The 20953-nt window shown below is 36.5% G+C and carries 19 protein-coding genes and 1 pseudogene; 4 read left to right on the top strand and 16 right to left on the bottom strand.

The window, feature by feature from the left end:
• The first annotated feature begins 94 nt into the window (after window positions 1–94).
• Window positions 95–1387: an IS21 family transposase gene (gene istA / locus EHE19_RS16360; protein WP_190530366.1), complete on the top strand. Its 1293-nt coding sequence runs from the start codon at window positions 95–97 to the stop codon at window positions 1385–1387.
• The gene (istB, locus tag EHE19_RS16365; RefSeq protein ID WP_190530324.1) at window positions 1380–2132 is read left to right on the top strand and encodes an IS21-like element helper ATPase IstB; all 753 of its coding nucleotides are present in this window, start codon (window positions 1380–1382) and stop codon (window positions 2130–2132) included. The genes istA and istB overlap by 8 nt, the downstream gene beginning before the upstream one ends.
• A 52-nt stretch (window positions 2133–2184) precedes the next feature.
• On the opposite strand, the pseudogene EHE19_RS16370 reads toward istB, so the two are convergent.
• The 5 genes and pseudogenes from EHE19_RS16370 to EHE19_RS19860 all read right to left on the bottom strand — a co-directional run.
• Window positions 2185–3111: pseudogene (locus EHE19_RS16370) on the bottom strand (DUF2800 domain-containing protein); the annotation flags it as partial.
• On the bottom strand, window positions 3104–3427 hold the full coding sequence (locus EHE19_RS16375) for an rRNA biogenesis protein rrp5 (protein ID WP_137699177.1): 324 nt from the start codon (window positions 3425–3427) through the stop codon (window positions 3104–3106). The gene EHE19_RS16375 and the pseudogene EHE19_RS16370, both read right to left, overlap by 8 nt.
• A gap of 240 nt (window positions 3428–3667) precedes the next feature.
• A complete protein-coding gene (locus EHE19_RS16380) occupies window positions 3668–4201 on the bottom strand; it encodes an ECF-type sigma factor (RefSeq protein WP_244648266.1) in 534 nt (177 codons plus the stop codon).
• Window positions 4202–4673: 472 nt separating this feature from the next.
• Window positions 4674–5306, bottom strand: coding sequence for a helix-turn-helix domain-containing protein (locus EHE19_RS19855; protein WP_244648267.1), 633 nt, complete (start codon window positions 5304–5306; stop codon window positions 4674–4676).
• Between the two features lie 69 nt (window positions 5307–5375).
• Complete coding sequence (locus EHE19_RS19860; protein ID WP_244648268.1) at window positions 5376–6542, bottom strand: ImmA/IrrE family metallo-endopeptidase; 1167 nt, start codon at window positions 6540–6542, stop codon at window positions 5376–5378.
• Window positions 6543–6743: 201 nt separating this feature from the next.
• On the opposite strand from EHE19_RS19860, the gene EHE19_RS16390 reads away from it, so the two are divergent.
• Complete coding sequence (locus EHE19_RS16390) at window positions 6744–6947, top strand: helix-turn-helix domain-containing protein (protein WP_012103012.1); 204 nt, start codon at window positions 6744–6746, stop codon at window positions 6945–6947.
• A 56-nt stretch (window positions 6948–7003) separates the two neighbouring features.
• Window positions 7004–8203 (top strand): MspI family type II restriction endonuclease, encoded by a 1200-nt coding sequence (locus tag EHE19_RS16395; protein WP_137699179.1) that lies wholly within the window; start codon window positions 7004–7006, stop codon window positions 8201–8203.
• A 54-nt stretch (window positions 8204–8257) separates the two neighbouring features.
• On the opposite strand, the gene EHE19_RS16400 is transcribed toward EHE19_RS16395, so the two are convergent.
• The 11 genes from EHE19_RS16400 to EHE19_RS16450 all read right to left on the bottom strand — a co-directional run bounded on the left by EHE19_RS16400 (window position 8258) and on the right by EHE19_RS16450 (window position 20949).
• Entirely contained in the window at window positions 8258–9508 is a 1251-nt protein-coding gene (locus EHE19_RS16400; RefSeq protein ID WP_015926229.1) for a DNA cytosine methyltransferase, read from the bottom strand.
• A 724-nt stretch (window positions 9509–10232) separates the two neighbouring features.
• On the bottom strand, window positions 10233–10937 hold the full coding sequence (locus EHE19_RS16405) for an ABC transporter ATP-binding protein (protein ID WP_137699180.1): 705 nt from the start codon (window positions 10935–10937) through the stop codon (window positions 10233–10235).
• A 126-nt stretch (window positions 10938–11063) separates the two neighbouring features.
• The gene (locus EHE19_RS16410) at window positions 11064–12284 is read right to left on the bottom strand and encodes an ABC transporter permease (protein WP_137699181.1); all 1221 of its coding nucleotides are present in this window, start codon (window positions 12282–12284) and stop codon (window positions 11064–11066) included.
• 50 nt (window positions 12285–12334) lie between these two features.
• Window positions 12335–13984 carry an ABC transporter ATP-binding protein gene (locus EHE19_RS16415; RefSeq protein ID WP_137699182.1) on the bottom strand — a complete coding sequence of 550 codons (1650 nt, stop codon included), beginning with the start codon at window positions 13982–13984 and terminating at the stop codon, window positions 12335–12337.
• 56 nt (window positions 13985–14040) lie between these two features.
• Complete coding sequence (locus EHE19_RS16420) at window positions 14041–15159, bottom strand: S8 family serine peptidase (RefSeq protein WP_137699183.1); 1119 nt, start codon at window positions 15157–15159, stop codon at window positions 14041–14043.
• 32 nt (window positions 15160–15191) lie between these two features.
• Window positions 15192–17042: an FtsX-like permease family protein gene (locus EHE19_RS16425; protein ID WP_171003669.1), complete on the bottom strand. Its 1851-nt coding sequence runs from the start codon at window positions 17040–17042 to the stop codon at window positions 15192–15194.
• A 93-nt stretch (window positions 17043–17135) separates the two neighbouring features.
• Window positions 17136–17318: a hypothetical protein gene (locus EHE19_RS16430; RefSeq protein ID WP_137699185.1), complete on the bottom strand. Its 183-nt coding sequence runs from the start codon at window positions 17316–17318 to the stop codon at window positions 17136–17138.
• Between the two features lie 56 nt (window positions 17319–17374).
• Complete coding sequence (locus EHE19_RS16435; protein ID WP_137699186.1) at window positions 17375–17614, bottom strand: hypothetical protein; 240 nt, start codon at window positions 17612–17614, stop codon at window positions 17375–17377.
• Between the two features lie 25 nt (window positions 17615–17639).
• Window positions 17640–18701, bottom strand: a complete 1062-nt coding sequence (locus tag EHE19_RS16440) for a TIGR04066 family peptide maturation system protein (protein ID WP_137699187.1) — start codon at window positions 18699–18701, stop codon at window positions 17640–17642.
• A 12-nt stretch (window positions 18702–18713) separates the two neighbouring features.
• Complete coding sequence (ccpM, locus tag EHE19_RS16445) at window positions 18714–20171, bottom strand: Cys-rich peptide radical SAM maturase CcpM (protein WP_205314716.1); 1458 nt, start codon at window positions 20169–20171, stop codon at window positions 18714–18716.
• Window positions 20172–20274: 103 nt separating this feature from the next.
• Window positions 20275–20949, bottom strand: coding sequence for an ABC transporter ATP-binding protein (locus EHE19_RS16450; RefSeq protein WP_137699189.1), 675 nt, complete (start codon window positions 20947–20949; stop codon window positions 20275–20277).
• Window positions 20950–20953 lie beyond the last annotated feature (4 nt).

Consider the following 20953-nt stretch of genomic DNA (forward strand, 5'->3'; position numbering starts at 1 on the left):
TTTCGATTATAAAGTTATAATTAATAATGTACAAATAATATTAAATAAAAATGTACAAATGGTATGATTACAGGGTACAAAAGGAGGTACCCTAATGATTATCAAAAGTAGTATCATAACAGATTTAAATATTCAAACTGTCAAGGATCTTTATAAGTTAAAACCATTTATGGAGGACACAACATTGAAGGTTAATAAAAGCCAGATCGCAAGGGAACTTGATGTCGATAGGCGTACAGTTGATAAATACATTAATGGCTTTCATAAGGCCAAATCCAGAGAATGCGTGAATTGTATCACTGCTTACTATGACATTATCGCAGAGCTTCTATCTGATAACAGCCAGCAGATATTTTATTACAGAAGAGTTTTATGGCAATACCTAGTAGACAATCATTCTTATGAAGGGTCTTATGTGAATTTCTGCTACTATCTAAGAAAATATCCTGAACTAGACTCATATTTCAAAAAAAGCAGACCTTCAAACGCAAATAACGTAACCATACGTTATGAAACAGGAATGGGTCAACAAGCACAACTAGACTGGAAAGAGTCTATACGATTTACTCTTTCAACAGGTGAAATAATAGAAGTAAACATATTTGTATTATTGCTGTCATACTCACGTTTTAGAGTATACAGGGTATCTCTATCAAAAACACAGGACATATTATTTTCATTCCTTGATGATGCGTTTAACACGTTTGGAGGTGTTCCAAGTGAGATTGTCACCGATAATATGAAAACAGTTATGGATGAGCCAAGAACAGAGTATACAGAAGGGAAAATAAATATAAAATTTAAGCAGTTTGCGGATGATTATGGTTTTAAGGTGCACCCTTGTATTGCAGGAAGACCAAGAACAAAAGCCAAAGTAGAAGCACCAATGAAACTACTTGATGAGATAAGAGCCTACAATGGAAAACTTGATTACAAGGAACTTAATGAGTTGGTCACACGAATAAATAACAGAGTAAACATGCAGGTAAATCAAGGTACAGGTCGTATTCCATTAATGTATTTCAACAAGGAAAAAGCTTTCTTAGGAAGCTTACCAGCCGATACCATAAGAAAGCCTTATCAAATAACTCCACATAAAGTAAAAGTAAATTCATCCAGCATGTTCAACCATAATGAATGCCAGTATTCTGTACCACCAGAATACATTGGAAAAACTCTTACTTTACAAGTGTATGATGGTTACATACATGTTTATTATAACATAGAATTAATAACTATCCATACCCTTAGTAAAAAGAAACTTAATTACCTTAATGAACACTATACTGCTATAGCAAGAAAATCGCATGCATTTAAGGAAGAAAATATAAATGAGCGGGCAAAAGAAAACTTACAGGTTATAGGAGAAGTATACAGTTATGAATAACAGTACATACAAACAGTTATGCAGGAATATGGAGATTCTTGGCCTTGGGCAAATGGTAATTCATCTTGATGAAATATCTAATTTTGTGACATCCAACAATCTTTCGTTTACAGAAGGACTACTGAGACTTAGTAATTACGAAGTTGATTTTAAGGAGGCCAAAGCATCTAGATCTATGATTAAAGCAGCAGCATTTCCTTTTGTAAAGGAATTGAAAGATTATGATTTCAATTTTCAGCCGTCAGTAAATCAGCAAGAAATACAAGAACTTTGCACGCTTGGTTTTCTTGAAAGAAATGAGAATATAGTATTTCTTGGTCCAAGTGGTGTTGGAAAGACTCATCTGGCAACATCAATAGGAATAGCTGCAGCAAAGAAACGTACTAGCACATATTTTATCAAATGTCATGATTTATTGCAGCAACTAAAGAAAGCAAAACTGGAAAACAGACTTGATGTAAGACTCAGACACTTCTGCCATTACAGACTACTTATCATTGATGAACTTGGCTACTTACCCATTGATAAAGAAGATTCTAATATGTTTTTTCAGCTTATAGATATGAGATATGAGAGAAAAAGTACCATTCTTACAACAAACATGAATTTCAACGAATGGGATGGTGTATTCTATGACGCAGTTGTAGCCAATGCAATACTTGACAGGGTATTGCACCATGCACATGTAATATCTATATCTGGAAAGTCATACAGATTAAAGGATCATATGAAGCAAGGAGAATAGTTGTACATAATTATTTAATACTTTTTATACATTTTTCCTTGACAGTTTATACCTTGGCTACTTCAGCCACAGCCTCTTCGTCCTTATATTTACGGATAGACCTGCCCTCGACTACCTTAAAACCGTGCCACTCTTTCCCGTGATTAACAGCAGCATCCGTGGCATAAGCAATGATTTCATTTGCCCACTTTGTAAGATCGGACAATTTAGAGAGAACTTCCTCAATTTCAGAATCCGTAAGCAGGGGTGGCAGTTTAAATTCCATCTGTGCTAATTTCAGCTTTTCTTCTGCTCTTGCACGGCATTTAACAGCCGCTCGGCAGAAAGTACACCACTCACCGGTCAGATATTCACCTTCACCGTCATAGGCCTTTTTCGCCTTTGGTTTCAGTTCATTTTCTGCCCAGTCCTTTAATTCCTTTACCGGGATTGTCCATGTGCTGACATTTTCCCTGCGGGGTTGGAAGATGGTCATGGAAACCTCCTCGATATCGTACAAGCTATCGTAGATTTCTAAAGCACCAAGGGCATACAATTTCATCTGCGGGTTTTCCACTGCATCTACTAACACACCCATGCCATACTTAAAATCGATAATATGAAGCTTTTTATCGCCAATAATGATGCAATCACCAGTTCCGAACCCCTGGGGTACATAGCAAGAAAAATCAAGACGTTGTTCAATAAGTATTAACGGGTCCGTACAGCTTTGCCTTGCCAGTTCCAGCTGCTCCATTACAAATTCCACATAGGCATCGCTGTGTTCTTCCATTTCATCAGAGTTATACACCGAGACTGGCCGTTTACTTCTCATGTGAAGTGCTTTTTTAAGTTTATGTTCACAGAGAGCATGAGCGGCGGTACCTTCAGCGGCTGCATTGGATTCACTATTTTCAAATTCCAGTTCCAATCTTGCAGAAGGAAGGCAATTAAGCCACCTATGGGACCCCGATGCGGAAAGTACTGCGTGATCACTCATTACCTAGTACCTCCGCATCTTTCAATATATCTGCATAATGTTTCGGGTCAACTTCGCTTAATTTAGAGCCACCGTATTTTTGGATAATTTCCCTCACTTGGGCAGTAAGACCGACTTGACTCTTTTCAGCGAGTTTTGCTCTTACTTCCTCTAGAGTGATTTCCTTTTTCTTTAATTCAGGCTCTTTTACAGTTGTAGTCGGTTCTTTTGCTTCGACAGGTTCATTGCTCGCCATCGCATCAGCAACCGCTTGTATGCTGTCTGCCAAAGAGCGCATATCAGAAACCACATCAAGAAGTAGTTTGATTTTGCTCATGGTTTAATCCTCCCTCCTTAATCTCACTGATGGCGAGTTCCTGTACGGTGTCACCCGGAACAAGGATAGTCAGTTTCTGCTTATCACCTAGTAAGAAACGAAGGAAACGCTCCCTTATGGTGACATTACGGCAAGTTACAATCCCGCCAGTCTGTGGAGTTTTTGAAACACTGATTTTCAAGTTGTGTTTCATGTTCTTCACCTCTTTCCCGAGAGCGTTTATATGCTGCCCTCTACCTATTAGCCGTGGCAAGAGGGGAAAGTTGAGGATTCTGGAAAAACTTTTTTGAAATTCTTCTTAGCTGTATCTAAACGATGTGAAATGGCACTTTTACTAACACCCTCACGCTCTGCATACTCTGTTACAGAAACACCATCTAGGAATATAGCAATCAGTAACTCTGCTTGTTTTTCCTTGAGGGTCTTGCGGATAATTTCACAGAGATATTCATACTCTTCTTGTTTCTCCCGAGTCACTTCATCGGTGTTATCAGGGAAATAGTCCATATGATCCGTTGCATCCTCGGATTCATCATCTTTGCGGAATGGTTTCTTTGGCATCCCTCTGTGTCTATCAAATTTATGCCAGTTATTGTACTCGGGCTTGTTAAAACGCTCGTCCATAATCTCCTGTGGCAAACGGCGAGTCACGGTTTCCTTATCTTCGGCACAGGATAGCCTGTCCTCGTAATCTGTATCAATCATTAAGGTGAAGTCCTCGTCTGGTACCTCTAGATAGATAGATTTGTTTTCGTGCTGAATTCTAATTTTCATTTTGCATCCTTTCCGCCGGACTGCATTGGCGGCAAAGGATACAAAAATAGGTCTGTGCCTCGAAGTACACAGACCCTTTGTCCTGAAAATGAGCGCAACAAGGTAAGGTACTTCTATTGCAACGTATAACAATCCTAAACGGACTGAAACGTAGCAATATGTATCCTTTGCCCTTATTGCAAATCAGGCATTTGATATTTTTTTGTAGACGAGGAATGGTCTAATTCTTGCTAACTACGAAGGACCTTTCCTTCATCTATCATTATTGTAGGTGAGAATTGGACAGCCTTGGCGGACACCTCATGCCCGTTAATTTCAGGCTCAAAATGACGCTTTTCCCAACAAAAACACCTAAAAACAACAATAAAAAAAGCCATACACAAACCCTTAAAAGGATTCATGTATGGCTTACTTAGTTAATAACTAAAAAGCGGACATCCTGTGTCCGCTTTTTCAAAAATATTATTGAATTTTATAATGGCTCTGCGCCATGTTCCTGTAAAAACGTTCTAATCTCATCCATCGATTTTGCATATAGGTGAGTCAATGCAAAGTTATACCAAATATGACTATTGTTATTGAAGTTCAATGAAAATGGTGAGTTGCGAATTATATGACTGCTAATATTTGGCGGTAGATGAAGTCCAAGGCAAATCAATACTATGGAATTAATAGATCCCGGTTCCTCACCATTAACGATTCGTCTTATGGTACGCTCGTTGACCAATATTTTCTCTGCTAATTCTTTATAAGTTACTTTTTTCCACTCACGTACTATTTTGAGAGAGCTGGTATAGCTATTTGGCAATTCATTATAGATTCGCATTTCTTCCGCTATTGTTTCGGCTAGTAATTGGGCCTTCTTTTCTGGAGCCGCATACTCAAAACCATTACAATACTTTATATCAAAATCTATATTTGATGTCTTATCACGGTTGAGGAAACATTCAGTATAGTATCTTTCCCTACACCCAGATTTGACTGATAACTCGAAAACCAAGCAGCACTCTTCCATATGGGTTCGTGCGTAGTCTGTAAGTACCGTTTGTCCGAATATATCTTGTGTTAAATATTTCGGATGATTTAGCACAAAGTGGGAATCCACATATATATAACTTCCATCCCTAACTAAAGCGGACATTTCTGGATTGGTTATGCTTTGGATAGCAGCATCCTATGCACCTATAGAAAAGGTCTGATTTCTTTCAAGCACACCCTTCTTAAATCTATGCGGCTTGACGTAGCGACCATCTATATAAGTAAAAGTTCCGATTGCTTCCTCATATCCAGCATCAATCATTCGGATTTTAGCTGCTGCCCGAGATACGCTGAAGAACGTTGCTAAGGCGTCAATAACTGGTTCCATTACATCTATAAGTTCAGATGTTCCCAGTTCTGAACTGAATTGCTTAATAAATTTGAACGCTTGGGTTTTAAACATGGCAAGTGGCATTTGTATCTTTGGAGCGAGGGCATTCGCCTGCCATTCCATCCAGTCAGTTGCATCTCTGGTATTGTCTTTTATACCCCCAACTACCTGACACTTGATTCGTGTGGCACTACTATTATATAACCGTTCCAATTCAAATGCTTTTCTATGTTGATCCCAATGAACACACTCATGCACAATAGTATTATTGACTGATCCCAGGTTACGAAGGAAGTAAGCTTTAGGATCCACGATTATTGTACGGCCACTCACATGGGTCTGTACCATTTCATCGCTATCTTCATCATAAAACTCTGCATCACAGTCGTGAAAGTATATCTGCCCAAAAACAGAGAAATCCTTTGTAATCTCTCTCATTTCTACTGTAAGGCCCATTTTTTCTGCCAACACCTGTGGCTCAACTGCCATTGGGTTTTTTAATGCTTCAGGGTAATGTCTTCTAAGGAAGTCTGTGGCAACAGATTCTAGTTGTTCCTTATGAATGATAGGGACAAGGGAGTCTGACATAGGTTTCGGTTGCTTATTTTTGCTAGTATACTCAGTTATACTAGAGATTGAAAAATCATCCAAATTGCAATCCAAATCTCCTGAGCATTCCAGCATAAACCATTGCCGACAATTTTCTGATTCATCATAACGATGATTTGATTCACGGACTTCGAATTCAGCTTCAACAGCAACATCAAATTCTATTTTCATGTCCGGTAAGTCATTAACTGACACAAACTTAACTTCTACATCTGACAATTCTATTCCGCCGATGTTTCGAACCCTGTATAACCGTAAGTCTAAATCTTCACAATTATCCGTTGCATAGGTTTGTATGGCAGAAAATATCTCATTATAGAATCTATCAGCCACATAATCTTTAAAAGAACGATTACCCGCCAAGGCACTCCCTCCTCGCCCCATATGAAATTAATATCTTTAAGGATTTTTACTATTCAAACATTAGTTCATAGGTAAATTATAGCATATATTATGGTCATCTCGATATTTATTTTGTGTTTGTGAATTTTAATTGTTGTTTCGCTAATTTTTTGATAAACTTTATTTATTAACTTGGTCTAGGTACTAAGGCGAGGTGATAATATGTCCATAAGTTATAAAAAACTATGGAAACTTCTTATTGATAGAGACATGAAGAAAAAGGATCTGAGGGAAGCAGCCGGCATTAGTACAGCCTCAATGGCTAAGCTTGGTAAAAATGAAAATGTTAATACTGACATTTTAATAAAAGTATGTAAGGCTCTTGACTGTGATATTGCTGATATTATGGAAATTGTTAGAAAATAGTATCTTTCACCAAAACACTAAATAGGGGATTTGTAGATGGGGGAAAAGTTATAACTATGAATAAAGACAATCAAATCAAAAATGAATCTGGTAAACAAGCCAAAATTCTTGTATCAGAAATGCTAAATAATCTTAAAAATGAATTAGGGATTAATATAGAAATTAAAGAAGGGTACTCTATAGGTTACCCAAATCAAGAAAAGCAATTTAAAATGGATTTTCTTGTTCAATTTACTGACTTTGATAATGAACAATGGTTAATAAAATCAACTAACTCTATAAGGGAACGTATATACGGTACAGAATTTTTTGCACAAAACATCAGGCTTATCGATGAGAAAGTAAAAAATATTTATGTTGTTGTTCCAGATTCTATATCTTCAGCTGAAATGAAAAAGAAAAGAAACTACTCCGTAAAAATAAACGGAACAACATATACTTCCTTTTTAACTGATGTTTTAACCGTTAATGAATTGCGACAAAAAATTGTAGAAAAGGCATCCCAAAACATAGCGCAGGGCTTACGTGCTAATGTGCTTGGTAATGATGCTGAAACCAGTATTGTTAACCTGCTTAATGATTTGAAAAATAAAGCATTATGGAATGATTATCAAAACGCTCAACAAACCGTCAAATCATCAACATACAAGATATACAAAGAGATCCTTGAAAAAATTGATCTAAAGGAAGGCTTTGATAAGATACTTGAAGTTACCGCTACAAATGATATTCCTCTATTATCCAATAGGGGAAAACCGAAAACAGATGTATCAGTTACAATCAAAACAAATACAAAAGAATTAATTAGGAATATCAGTATAAAAAACACTCGTGAAAAAACTGTCACTATACATGAAGGTAGTGTTTCGGATTTGATTTCTGCATTAAAATTATCAGAAAGCGACCCACTATCGCAAGCACTTATACATTTTGAAAAAGTCGGTAGCAAAAAAAAATTAATTGCAGAGCATCCTAACTCAGATAAAATTTTAGAGGAAAACTTAAAATTGTATAATAGAGAACTTATTGAATTCTTCATTTTTGGTTTACATAGCTCTTTAGTCAATGACAAGATACAAATGGTAGATTTAATTATATTTACAAATAAATTTGCTGTTTGGAATCGTGATGATTATATTAAACATTACATCGAAGAATATAGTGGAAAAGGACAATTTGGAACTCCTTTTAAATGGACTTATCCAAGCAAAAAGCGTGGTCAAAAAATACAGATTAAAGGTTTTTCAAACAATTAAAGCAAAAGACTAATACTAGCAAACTATACTTGCTGATATTAGTCTCTATATTAGTTATAAAGCTATAGTTTTTATTTTTTCAATATCCTGCATTTCAGCCAACAAAAGTCGCTCTTTCATTGCTTTAGCAACAGCTTTAATCATGGGAACAGCAACAGAATTTCCAAACTGCCTATACATTTGTGTTCTTGACACAGGAACTTTAAAATCATCAGGGAAACCCATCAAACGTTTCAGTTCTAATTCGCTGAATAATCGAAGCCCTGTTTCTCCGTCTTTTACAAATGTTCCTGTAAGACGCTGAATTTTGTGATAACTAGCTACTAAAGTGTTAACTTGTATAGTGCTATCAAAATCAACAATCTGTGGCTTCCCATCATCCTTTTTAAATAAGTAACTTTCTTGCAAACGCTTGGAAATTGAATACCCTGTAGGATTATGCTCTAAAATAGCATTAATTGGAACCTTATTGTCAGGATTACCTTTAGGAAATGAAAAATCATTAATGCCTAAATCAGGATGAAATCCCACAATTACAATACGTTCACGTCTTTGTGGAAGCCCAAAATTTTGTGCATCCATAACTTCATAAAAAACGGAATATCCTAGACTCTTAAGATTGTCTAAAATGACTCGAAATGTATTCCCATTATCATTTGTTAAAAGCCCTTTTACATTTTCTAATAAAAACATCTTAGGTTGCTTTTTCTTTAGGATCCTAAGAACATCGAAAAATAATGTTCCTTGCGTTTCATGAGCAAAACCTTCACGCTTGCCTATATTGCTAAACGGCTGACAAGGAAATCCAGCCAATAAAACATCGTGATCTGGAATATCATTTTCGTTGATTTTTGTAATATCACCATGAGGCTTCTCACCATAATTAGCTTCATACGTTTGAGCTGCATATTTATCCCATTCAGAACTAAATACACATTTCGTATATTTGTCTTCAAATCCTAATCTAATTCCTCCAATACCAGCGAATAAATCAATAAATGTCAATTTTATTCCACTGTTTTGTTTTTCAAAATTATTATTCGTTTTGTTGTATGTAGATTTGGGTTCTCTCACCATCAATATATTGTTCCTTTTCACACTATGCTCTTGATTGTTCTTATTTAGATTTTCCATTGCTAATTCAATCAATGCCATACATTTTTGACTGAAATTATTGCAATTTTCGATGTCAGTATCCATAATTCTAGTGTAAAGTTTATCTGTAATATACACGCTTTTTCTTTTCTTTTTTTCTGACTCAGGAATAACCTTCCTTCCTGCACCGAGTCGATTTCCACCACGCATTGCAATCACCTTTTATCTTAATATTATACGGAAATTATAGCACTATTAATTTGAATTATCAACCCCTTTTTTCATTTTTGTCCGTATATTTCAATATTGATACGTAGTGCTTACTTTTTTATTTTTCGTAAAAATATACCTTGCACTTGCTTTTAACATTCTATTTAACATAACATCACCTCGATATTAGAATTTAAACAACTTCTCAAGAAAGCCACATCCATCCTATCTCCACACCCCACGAAGTTATCTAATCTGTCAACACAACCCCACGCACTTTTATACAGTCGACCTGTTTCCTCAATAAATAAAAATAAGGATTCCCGAGGTTAGAAGGTGCTGCCAGACATCAGGCAGTAAAACCCTCTAACCTCGGAAACCCTTTATTTATCAGTTTTTTTTAGACTTATTTCTCAACCCTTGACATCAAGACAACACACTCAACATGCCTTGAGATTATTGGATAATATAATTACGCAAAATTATTTCATTTTTTTACCAAAACGACCCCCTATAGCTGCATAAAATAAAGGAAAGATGATTAAACACCAACGAACACACAACAATATTATTTCTGATTCAAAGTGATTCCACTTAAATAGATTCTGTTACATTTAGTAACCCCTTTCCCATAATTATACTGTATATGCTATCACAGAAATTATTTTTGCACCAGAACCCCATTTATTCAATTGTTTGGTTTCTACTCTTCCCCTGTTAAACACTATCCTCTTGATCTCATCTTTTTCTCATCATTTTCCCGTATTTCAATCATTGATCCATCCTTCATCCGCAGAATTACATCCGCTTCCTGTGCAACCCCTGGATTATGTGTCACAACAATAACTGCATACTGTTCCTCATGAGCCATCTTCTTTAAGAGGCTTACAATATTTTCTTCATTTTGCGTATCCAGATTCCCTGTAGGCTCATCTGCCAATAAGATTTTTCCATATGATGCCATGGCTCTGGCGATCGCCACTCGTTGTTGCTCTCCTCCACTCATCATCTGTGGAAACTGCTCCTCTGTTTTTTCACCTAGCCCTACCTTTTTGACTAACTCCTTTGCCCGTGATCTTGCCTGCTTCACCGACATTCCTTTTAAAGTCATGGGAAACATTACATTTTCCAATGCAGTCAAAAGCGGGAATAAATGGAACGCCTGATAAACAACTGTCACCAGGTCTCTACGGTAGTGATCCCGGTTTATGGTTCGGATTTCCTTTCCGTCTATGGTAATAGAACCAGAGGTCGGTAGATCCAGACCTGCAATGAGGGATAGAAAGGTACTTTTTCCGCTACCGGATTCTCCCACGATAGCATACATTTTTCCTGTCTCAAAGAAACAGGTAATATCCTTTAATGCCTCTATTTTCTGATACTTTGTCTGATAATAATAGCTAACACCTTCTGCCTGTATTATTTTCATCTTAATCTCCATTCCGTGTTACCTGAGAATTTTTCATTGAAAAGGTTCATTGTTCAATCCTTTGGCACCACATTTTGCTCAGTAACTATTCTATTGGATTTGACTAATTCTTATTCTCCTCTTAATCTAATCCATACTAAAGAGTGCATTGATTACGCTGGTTCTTCCCATCCTCCATAAGGCAAACATACAACCTAAGAGATAGCTAATGAAAAAGATGCTTCCTGAAATCGCCACTGTCACGCTACTTCGAAAGAGTAGAAAAGTTATCCCTCCGCCAAGGATTTCTCCAACAAGAATTAACAGAAGCTGTTCCAACAAAAACAATCGAAAGCACATACCCCTCCCGACTCCTATGGCTCTCATAAGAGCAAACTCCCTTTGCCTAGTGTTGATCAATAGAAAACTGGCAATATATCCAATGCAAATAATCGTAATCCCGATAAGAGGTAAAAAGCTTTGTAGGGTATCTATGCTTTGAAGCAATTGATTACCTAAGGCTCGAAAGGTACTGTCCCGTACAGTAAGGGAGATCCCTTGATAATTATAATCGGCTGTGGGTGACTTCTGCAATAATCCTATGGACTTCATTTCCTCCTTAAATTTATTTAGTTGTAGTGGATCATTCACATAAAAAAAGCAGGAATCTGCATAAAATGGAGACTTTTTCCTAGAAAAGCATTCTCTTATCGTATCAAATGGAATTAGGATATCCGACGGCACTTGCTCTGTCGTCGAAATAAAGGGATCTAATGTCCCAAGAATTTCTATAGGCATCAGTTCCAATGGTTTATAATGGAGTTGATTTCTTTCATCATAATACTGGTAATACAGATTAAGGGAAATAGTATCCCCGAGGTTCCATTGATATTTTTCCATTGTAGACTCGCTAACCAGACAGCCTTGTACAGAGGAGGAAAAGAATTTTTCTTCTGCTTTCCCTTTCCAATGTATCTTATCCTCTGAGAGTCCACTAATGGCAGAAATCCTATTGATACCTGTGATGAATAAGGTTAAGTGCTCTTTCCAGTCCTCCAGAGGAAACTCTCCCTCTCCTGCCAGTAATCGAACCGTAAATGTCGCATCCTTTACCTGACTGCTAGATTGTATCTTATCAACTATATCCTCTTTAATCTCCAGTCCTGTCTCAATGGTTCCATTGAGGTTCGTAATCCTACAATACACTGAATTGACAGCCGCCAATTCTTTTAGCTGCTGTTTACTACTACCCAAATTAGTCAGATACAAATTCAGCATCAGTAGTACAATAATACATATACTAATGGTAAGGATGCCTTTTATTCTATTTTTCTTGATATTACATCGTACCGTATGTAGGTAAAACATGTATACCTCCTTCCTTCTGAACAAGGATTTTGTCACATTATCTAGACAGACTATGAAACAGCAGTTAGCTTCCCTTGTTCCAAGTTGTATATTTTATCAACTTTATTTAATACTCTATTGTCATGTGTTATTATGATTATCGTTTTATCTTGATATTCTTTCACAACCCTATCCATGAAAGTATCTGCTGATACAGCATCATAATTCGAGGTAGGTTCATCTAAAATAAGTATTTCTCCCTTTTTTATTATTGCTCTGACCAAAGCCAGTTTTTGTCGCTCTCCTCCGGATAGATTTGCACCATTCTCCTCAATCAGAGAATCGTAATCATAGCGGAGTTTATGGATGATAGGATCAATTCCATTTCTATTACACACGGACTTGATCTCTTCCATGTCACAATCCCTTTTCAAATCAAGATTACACAACAAACTATCTTTAAATAAATACACATTCTGGCTCACCAAGCTAAATAATTGTCTGTAGTTATTTAATTGAAGGTCTCTGATATTTTTCCCGTTGATGTAGATAGTTCCGTCAATCGGCTGTATGAATCCCAATAATAATTGGATGAGTGTGGTTTTTCCAACACCATTTTTACCAACGATGGCAATTTTATCTCCCCGCTCTATTTTTACGTTTAAATTATCGATTACTTTATTTTCTCCGTAAGCGTAAGTAACATCTTCTAATATAAGCTCTTTAAAATCGCAATTTGCAATGATATCCTGTCCACTAGGTTCCTCGTCCAGTTCAAAAAAATTCAACATTCTTTCTATTGATGGCTTAATTCCTGAAACAAAGTATCTTAAATTAATAATCGAAGTAATTGGCCCCGTCAAAGATATACTATAAACCAGAAATGCTACCACTTCTCCCATCGATAAACGTCCTTTACTTACTAACCAACCTCCTCCAATATATGTAAGCACCGTTAAAACTGCATTTACCAAGCTGTCTCCACAGAGATTATAGGTATTTACCATTTCTCTTTTTTTGTTAATCCCCAAAATTTTCTGCTGCTGACTACTGTATTCTTCTCCTTTGGCATGATATAAATTCCATAGCTTCACTTCTCTGATGCCATTCACGATATTCCCGAACCATGCACTAAACTCCGACGACTTAACTATAACTTCTCTTTCTAATTGCTCATTTCTAAGTGACATGAAATACACAATCATAAACTTTACCGGCACAAATAGAAACACCAATATTGATAACTTCCAATTTAATAGGATAAGACCGATGCTACCACTTATCATACCTATTGCATAGCTAACAATACTGATGATATTGCGGTCTACAATCTGCCCTGTCCTATCTGCATCGTGGTATAGCCTGTTAACAATTTCCGCACTATTATTTTTATTAAAATACTCTAGTTTTAGCTTCATAAGCTTTGCAAAACTCTTTCCCATCAAATCATTGATAAATCGGTTTTTCACTTCAGTACTTAATTTTGCCTGAAAGAGATTGATCAACTGCTGCCCAACATATACTAGCAATAATAAGATTGACTGCATATAAATATATCTAAAATCCTTCTTTGCCATTCCTTGATCCATAATATTTCTTATTATAATCGGGTTAAGAAAGGTAAATAGTGATGCTATGATGAATGTAATCATAATGGATATTATTCTGCCTTTATATCGTAGAACAGCTTCTATAAAAATCCTTACTATCTTTCGATTCATATAAACTCCATTTCACTGTTACACTGACGAAATAAATTTATTCCTCCGGATTTTATCTATTGAAAATATTGTTGAACCATCTCACTTAGTTCCCAAATCGTATCACAATAGCAGGAATTATGCCTAAACTCCACACGATACCTTTCTATCTCCCTCCGAACAATAATATCAATGAAATCCTGATTCTTTGGATGAAACCGATGCTCGCACAGGCTCATAATCAAAATATCTGCTTGATATATGTGAGCAATGGATGCAATAATCTCCTTTGTTAGTTCTTCTTCTATATCACAATAGATATTCAACGGTATCCCTTTTATCTTTTCCTCTCCATCGGTAACCAAGACAGCTTCATATCCTTCCTGATCTAATAATTGCTGAAGATTTCGTGTACATTCGATATCCTCACTCACAAAGGCGATGACCGGTATCTCAATCGAAAAATTCAATTTTGTGAATATGCGATCTATTGAATATGCTTCACAGGGCTCATTGACTGCATTTTGCTCCAAATACTTTATAACTCCATTAAATTTTATCCCAGGATACTCTCCTAGACAACGGGCTATGAAGGCCGTGATTACCGGTGCTGAAAAACTATTGGAGCGATGCGGAAATTCGTTTTGTCCCAAGTCCTCCTGATACTCCTGTAAATCCCAATGTGCTACCAGAGTGTTTTCCTTTTGTAGCCCTCGATTTGGTGCAAACGAATAATCTCCATTCCTTCGCAAATTTCCTTTATCGGCGCGCACCCCAAAAACCCTTTCCACGGAAGCAGGATAGGATTTAATGAAAAAGTTGTTAAAGGCTGCTACAAGGTACCTATTCTCCATCGAAAGCTTGTGAATTATCCCCTCCATTTTAGAGTATTCTCTATAATCCACTGTTCCAAAGCTCATATTAATAACAGTTACCGCATGGGTAAGACACCACTCCAACGCCAATATCACATCTTCTGAAGAACCATACCTCGTTCCGAAGACGTTAATATCGATCAGTTCAACCCGTTCCAAAAGCTTGGAAATGATATACGCACAGATTGTTCCATGGGTTAATGACTCAGTAGGATTTCCCTTCTCTATCACTACTGCTTTTTTTTCAATTTTATAATGCGAAATCTTCCCTTTGATGTACTTTTCACTGATTCCATTGTCAATTACTGCAACTCTTAGCATTATATCATCCTCTAAACTGAAAGCAAATCATTCTAATTTTTTTCACTCAGTAGCTTCATAGGCTCCAAATTCAAAATTCGATTAATCTTTCTCACCGAAATCAGTACTCCCATTAGTGCAATACCTGCTCCAGTGGAGAAAACTACAATCATAACTACCAAAAAATCATTGGCTACTTTGTCGCTAGTACCCTTCGTTTCTGTTGCTATCACATTACTGTAAGTGGTATCATAATATACCCGGTCCATGGTATCGGCTGATATATGCTGAGACAGCACTCCTCCCAAACAACAACCCAGGATACTCCCGGCAATCAGCAGAATTAAAATTCCAGAAAGCAAAGAGCTTCTGCATTGTTTCTTTTCTACCCCCAGACAACGTTCTATCGCAATCCGTTCCTTCTGATTGGTAATAAACAAATGGCTGAAGAATAATAAAAGAAAAAGTACCATAATCATTCCCACAACCAGTAGTAATAGAGATACTTGCTTAATGTTTTCCAGACCGTTCTTTAATTGGGTATAACCCCTATCATAGAAAATAATTTCTAACTCGTCCGTCCCGTATTTTTCCCAATTGGCCATATATGCATCAATACTTCCATTGGGAATTTGAAAGGAGGTGGTTGAACCTTTCATTGGACCGTATTCCATGATATTACAGCTATTTTGATTTTTAATGGAAGCCAGTGGAACAATTACCTCATCGAGAGCCAAACGAAACCGCTCATCATTGGCTCCGGAAAAAGTATCATAGATGCCGACAATGGTATACCTGCTTTCTTCAAATACAGAGAGCACCTCTCCCTTGACTGTAATAGGAAGCCATTGTTCCATATTATGCGTTCCCGAAGAAATCTTACTGTTGGTAAAATAAAGCTGCAGGTTAACCTCATCGCCAAGCGTAAGCTTATTATTCTCAGCAAACTCTTTTGATACCAAGCATACCTGATCCCCTTGGTTATATTCCTCCTCTGAGATATCCCTACCTTGGCTGATATAGGAATCACCAAGGTAGAAGGACATTAAGAGCATGGTTGCATTGGTCCCTGTAACAGGCTGTGTAGCTCTAAGCATGGCATAGCCTTCGATCAGGTTCAGAACTCTTTTTCCAATCTCTGTCTCATAAAAGCCATTTACTATCTCATAATAAGGAGAGGCTTCTTCAGAATTTCCCTCTAAGGTATCCTTCATTCGTTTTCCATTCCTATCGTATTGTTTAGACACCAACTCTATGGGAACATATTCTACACTCCGTTTCTCCGGCTTCGCTTCTGCCTCAAAATGCTTTCCATGCGCCCAATAATTGGTCAATAAAACAACAGCATAGCTATTCCCCTTCTTAAGAGGCTTTGGATTTTTAGTATAATGATTACAGAACCAAAGGGAGGACCCTTCTAACGCAGAATCCCCAAAAAGAACCTTTTTTACGATAACCTTAACTGCCTCATCCGGTATGCAGTCCTCTATGGGTGAAATTTCTGCTATCACAACAGGAAAATTCTGTGGCGACGATGTGTTCCATAAAATATAGTCTGGTGCATAAGAGCCGTAATAAGAACGTTTCTTTGGTTCGTGAATATAATTCGCTCCTGGAAAGGAAAGGATAGAAGATGGAAGTAGCGAGGAATATTCTGCTTTCTGAAACACACTATAATCCTTTAGCTCAGCATTCCATTCTGTCCCACGCTTCACAGAAAACGCTTTTTGCTCAACGGTTCCTATGGTAATAAAGCTGTCTTCATACTTAGTTATGGTTGCGTTATTCATAATATACAAAATACAACCCAGTGTAAGTAAAAAAGCAGCGAGTACCATCAGAACTAAAAAAGAGAAACTCTTCACTGGCATTCGTAGTATCTGTTTCATACTGTTCTTAATCATTTTCCTGCACCTCAATTGTTCTTCGTTCATATATATAAATTTATAAACATATGTAGATGGCAGATAAATCTGCCATCTACATATGTTTATAAATCAATTTTTGCTCGAATTATCCGAATTGTTGTTGTTCCATGTTCGATTGTTCATAACATTTACAAAGTCACTTGACGGTACACTTCCACATCCGGAACAAGCACTGCAAAGGCAGGCACAGGCTGCATATAGCTCCAGTGATCTTTGAGTGTTCTTCGTTCTTTTTTTGAGTTGTTTTTTCACAATTTAATCCCCCATCTTATTTATTTAATTAGCCAGTAAGATATACTGGTAATTAGCTAAGTATTAAGCGTAGCAATGATATTTTCATAGGTATCAAAACGATTATTTATAATGCTATCCCTCCATCGCTCAGCACCAAAGCATTGCTCTAAATCATATAAAATCAAGACCAGTTCTCTAACCGGGCACCCGATTTTATTCCCCAATAACTTTTCCCTTTGTAATTCCTTGTTTTCCTCAAAATCTATATTGATTCTTTTCTTAAAAATCTCGTTCACCAATTCTACCTTTTCCATCGAAGTCTTCAGACCCTCCCTTGCCCTAGGATAATACTTCCAATACACGATGTGCTAATTTTTCAATATTGTTTGGCGTCAGAACATACCCAACATCATCTTTTTCATGTTTCCTTAGTTCTTGTTGAATATAATCCTCCTTCAGTGTAAAAAACCGCCTTTTACTATCTTCAAATATACTCCGGAGATCTAGTGTGATAGGAGCAATATGGCAAAAAGCCACTTCAAAGCCAAACTTATGATAAATATCCCTATTTATATCTGTAAAATCAAAATCAGAGTTGGTGTAAAAGGGAGCACATAAAATAGCATAGTCTACAGGTACAGCCATGGATATCAAGTATGACATGATACCAAAATTATTGTGATTTACTGAATCAAAGGGCATTACGCTTCCCGGCACTCCAAGAATTATTATATCTGGCTTTTTGGTCAGTTCAATCTGCTTCACATAATGATTGTATTGAATGATCTTTTGAGTCTCGCTCATCCCGGTTTCAAACATAAATTGTGGTATGGAGTTCATACCAATTACTTCACTGTCCAGCCTAGTTGAGATTGCCTCTACTTCATACCCCAGCTCCTTCAATTTTCTCCACAATGCAACCTGCACATCAAATTTTTGAACTCCTTCTTCTAATCCTAAAATTGCTATAATCGGAACCTTAATACTATAGCAAAAGTCGTCCAATTTTACCTGACTTTTTTCCTCTTCTCTGAGTATTGGTTGTTTATTAGTGCTCTGTAACATAGTCATAACCTTATCATATAATTGCTTGTCCTTATATCTCGTATAAAGAATGTCCTTTCCATTCTCTACAGCTTCTTGTACTTTACTGATCAATAGGTCTTCCGGTAAAGGCAGAGCATCATCTTCCACAAACCAAACCGTAGAGCAACCTTTCAGTTCATATGAAAAATTACTGCTTACCACATACTTCCCTGTTAAGCTTTGGACTTCCTTTCCTTCAATCCCCCATCCGCTGGGAGATACCAAGGATTTTATTATCTTATTTCCATCTATTTCTCCGTTCCATACATACGGTTGATATGATTTATTATACGGATATACTAATACATTTTCCATGAACTTCACCTCTCACGCGTCTAATTCCCATTGGTATCCTAACTCTTTCATCACAACGTAATCTGATAATTCTCTTTCCACCGTGCTCCTCATCGCATTACATTGTTCGCTCAGTTTCGTTGTTGAAATCTGAGATCCGTCATCCATTTTTGCAATGCATGCAGTACAAAAATAATAAGCCCAACAATCTCTGCACATTTCAGAGGTCTCCTTCTCAACATTGAGGATTTTTTCTGCTCGCGCAAGGCTGATTCCGCTGTCTATATCCCCCAATCTGGCTACCGACGAAGATTCACTGACCCTTTCGCATGGATACAACTCCCCTGTCGCTGTAACGAAGAGACGTTGTATTCCTGGTACACATGGCCCTCCTCGATGAAATTTTTCTGGAATTCTATCACTTTTCATGGTTTCTATCATTTTGGCCATCTTTTTTAAGGTTCCATAATAAGATACTAACAATGGAGAAGTGTCTTCCCTTGAAAGCCATCCCGTTTTCCATAAAAATGTTTTAAATACCTCATAGCGAAATTCTTCATCAAATTGATCATCATGAGATATATCCTTGATCGCATAGGTACCATCAATTAGCGTAGAGGAAAACATCGATTGACTTAAAAGCTTGTTGTTACGTATGAAATCATTTATGATAGTAAAACGATTCAAAGGATCTATTACTGTATTAAACTGAATATTGCTTTGATAAAATTCAGGATAGGTATCATAAATATATTCCAGATTCTCAATGATTTTATCAAAGGACCCCTTTGATGTATAAGCCAATTTCCTATGTTTATCATGAATAAACTCCGGTCCATCCAGGCTTATTGTAATTCTAAAGTCATTGTGAACCAGAAACTCCAGCTTTTCCTTTGTTAATAAAGTACCATTGGTTGTGAAATTAAAAATGACTTTTCTTCCCTCTGCTTTCTTCAAAGCGTATTCTACACATTCCTGAATTAAAGTAAATTCCAATAAAGGTTCGCCACCATAAAAACTAATTGCCATTCTGTCTGCATCACTGGAACATTTGATCAGATAATCTACAGCGTCTCTCATGGTATTACAATTCATACGTTCATCGCTATGTACTCTGTTTTTATACTCACCTGAATATATACAATACTCACATCTGAGATTACAATTTTGTGTTACCTGCAAGGTGATATGTGATAATTTATGATTAATTAAATCATCTAGAAATTCCGTAAGCGGATGTTCTGATTCCTTCACTCGATGATTGCTCAAATAGCCATCTTTTTTCAAGCTAGTCATATAATCAAGGGAAGCCTTGTTCCAATCCCGGGTATCATAAGGATTATGATACAAATCCAAGTATAAATATTCCGGTATCTTCAGTACCTTAACAGTATTTACATCAAATAAATAATATCCTAAAGAATTCTTAAACAACTTAATATACGGGGCTTCAACGTTCATAATATCCTTGTATGATGTTTTTAGAAGCAAAACACCATATCTTCCTTTCTACTTAATATCGTGATTCAGTACTATACTGTAACTTTTGATTTTTCCCTAATGCTTATTCGCAAGACGAAGGCTAATCATCAAGCTACTTAAAAACTCCCGTTTCAATTTTATACTTTTTATCACAGTAATTAGCTAACTTTTCGTTGTGAGTAACAAGGATTAAAGATTTTCCATCAATAACCAAATCATTTAATAATGAAAAGATTTTTTCACTTGTGTCTCCATCAAGAGCTCCTGTTGGTTCATCTGCTAAGATCACGCTAGGATTATTGATAATAGCTCTAGCTATGGCTACTCTCTGTCTTTGACCACCTGATAAAAATTTAACTTTTTCATTAATTTTTTCGCTTAATCCTACTTTATTTAGTGTATCACTTATTAGTTTGTCTTTTTCTCGTTTACTATATCTTTTTTTTGAATATAGAAGCGGAATCTCCAAGTTTTGATAAGTAGTATCCTCCTCAACCAGTGCAAAATCTTGTACAACATATCCAAAAAAAGCATTTCTTAAATTGGCCTTATCTTTTGATGAGAGTTCTAATACATTTCTCCCATTTATGATAATCTCTCCAGAGTCCGAATTAAGTATAAGTCCGATGAGGTTAATAAACGTAGTTTTACCACACCCAGAGTCTCCTACTATAGCGATTTTTTCTCCCTTCTCTATTCTTAAATCTATGCCTCTTATAACGTTAATTTTATTCTCTTTTCCATCATTAAAACTTTTTTTAAGCGATTTGATTTCTATTAACGACATAATT

The sequence above is a fragment of the Ruminiclostridium herbifermentans genome, assembly GCF_005473905.2.
GTDB lineage: Bacteria > Bacillota > Clostridia > Acetivibrionales > DSM-1351 > Ruminiclostridium > Ruminiclostridium herbifermentans.

What these genes read in the sequence shown, in the direction of transcription:
- istB (WP_190530324.1), top strand. Translation starts at nt 1,380, where the DNA reads ATGAATAACAGTACATACAAACAGTTATGCAGGAATATGGAGATTCTT.
- EHE19_RS16440 (WP_137699187.1), bottom strand. Translation starts at nt 18,701, where the DNA reads ATGGAAAATGTATTAGTATATCCGTATAATAAATCATATCAACCGTAT.
- istA (WP_190530366.1), top strand. Translation starts at nt 95, where the DNA reads ATGATTATCAAAAGTAGTATCATAACAGATTTAAATATTCAAACTGTC.
- EHE19_RS16420 (WP_137699183.1), bottom strand. Translation starts at nt 15,159, where the DNA reads ATGCTAAGAGTTGCAGTAATTGACAATGGAATCAGTGAAAAGTACATC.
- EHE19_RS16375 (WP_137699177.1), bottom strand. Translation starts at nt 3,427, where the DNA reads ATGAGCAAAATCAAACTACTTCTTGATGTGGTTTCTGATATGCGCTCT.
- EHE19_RS16380 (WP_244648266.1), bottom strand. Translation starts at nt 4,201, where the DNA reads ATGAAAATTAGAATTCAGCACGAAAACAAATCTATCTATCTAGAGGTA.
- EHE19_RS16435 (WP_137699186.1), bottom strand. Translation starts at nt 17,614, where the DNA reads ATGGAAAAGGTAGAATTGGTGAACGAGATTTTTAAGAAAAGAATCAAT.
- EHE19_RS16410 (WP_137699181.1), bottom strand. Translation starts at nt 12,284, where the DNA reads ATGTTTTACCTACATACGGTACGATGTAATATCAAGAAAAATAGAATA.
- EHE19_RS16405 (WP_137699180.1), bottom strand. Translation starts at nt 10,937, where the DNA reads ATGAAAATAATACAGGCAGAAGGTGTTAGCTATTATTATCAGACAAAG.
- EHE19_RS16400 (WP_015926229.1), bottom strand. Translation starts at nt 9,508, where the DNA reads ATGCGTGGTGGAAATCGACTCGGTGCAGGAAGGAAGGTTATTCCTGAG.
- EHE19_RS16415 (WP_137699182.1), bottom strand. Translation starts at nt 13,984, where the DNA reads ATGAATCGAAAGATAGTAAGGATTTTTATAGAAGCTGTTCTACGATAT.
- EHE19_RS16390 (WP_012103012.1), top strand. Translation starts at nt 6,744, where the DNA reads ATGTCCATAAGTTATAAAAAACTATGGAAACTTCTTATTGATAGAGAC.
- EHE19_RS16450 (WP_137699189.1), bottom strand. Translation starts at nt 20,949, where the DNA reads ATGTCGTTAATAGAAATCAAATCGCTTAAAAAAAGTTTTAATGATGGA.
- EHE19_RS16395 (WP_137699179.1), top strand. Translation starts at nt 7,004, where the DNA reads ATGAATAAAGACAATCAAATCAAAAATGAATCTGGTAAACAAGCCAAA.
- EHE19_RS16425 (WP_171003669.1), bottom strand. Translation starts at nt 17,042, where the DNA reads ATGATTAAGAACAGTATGAAACAGATACTACGAATGCCAGTGAAGAGT.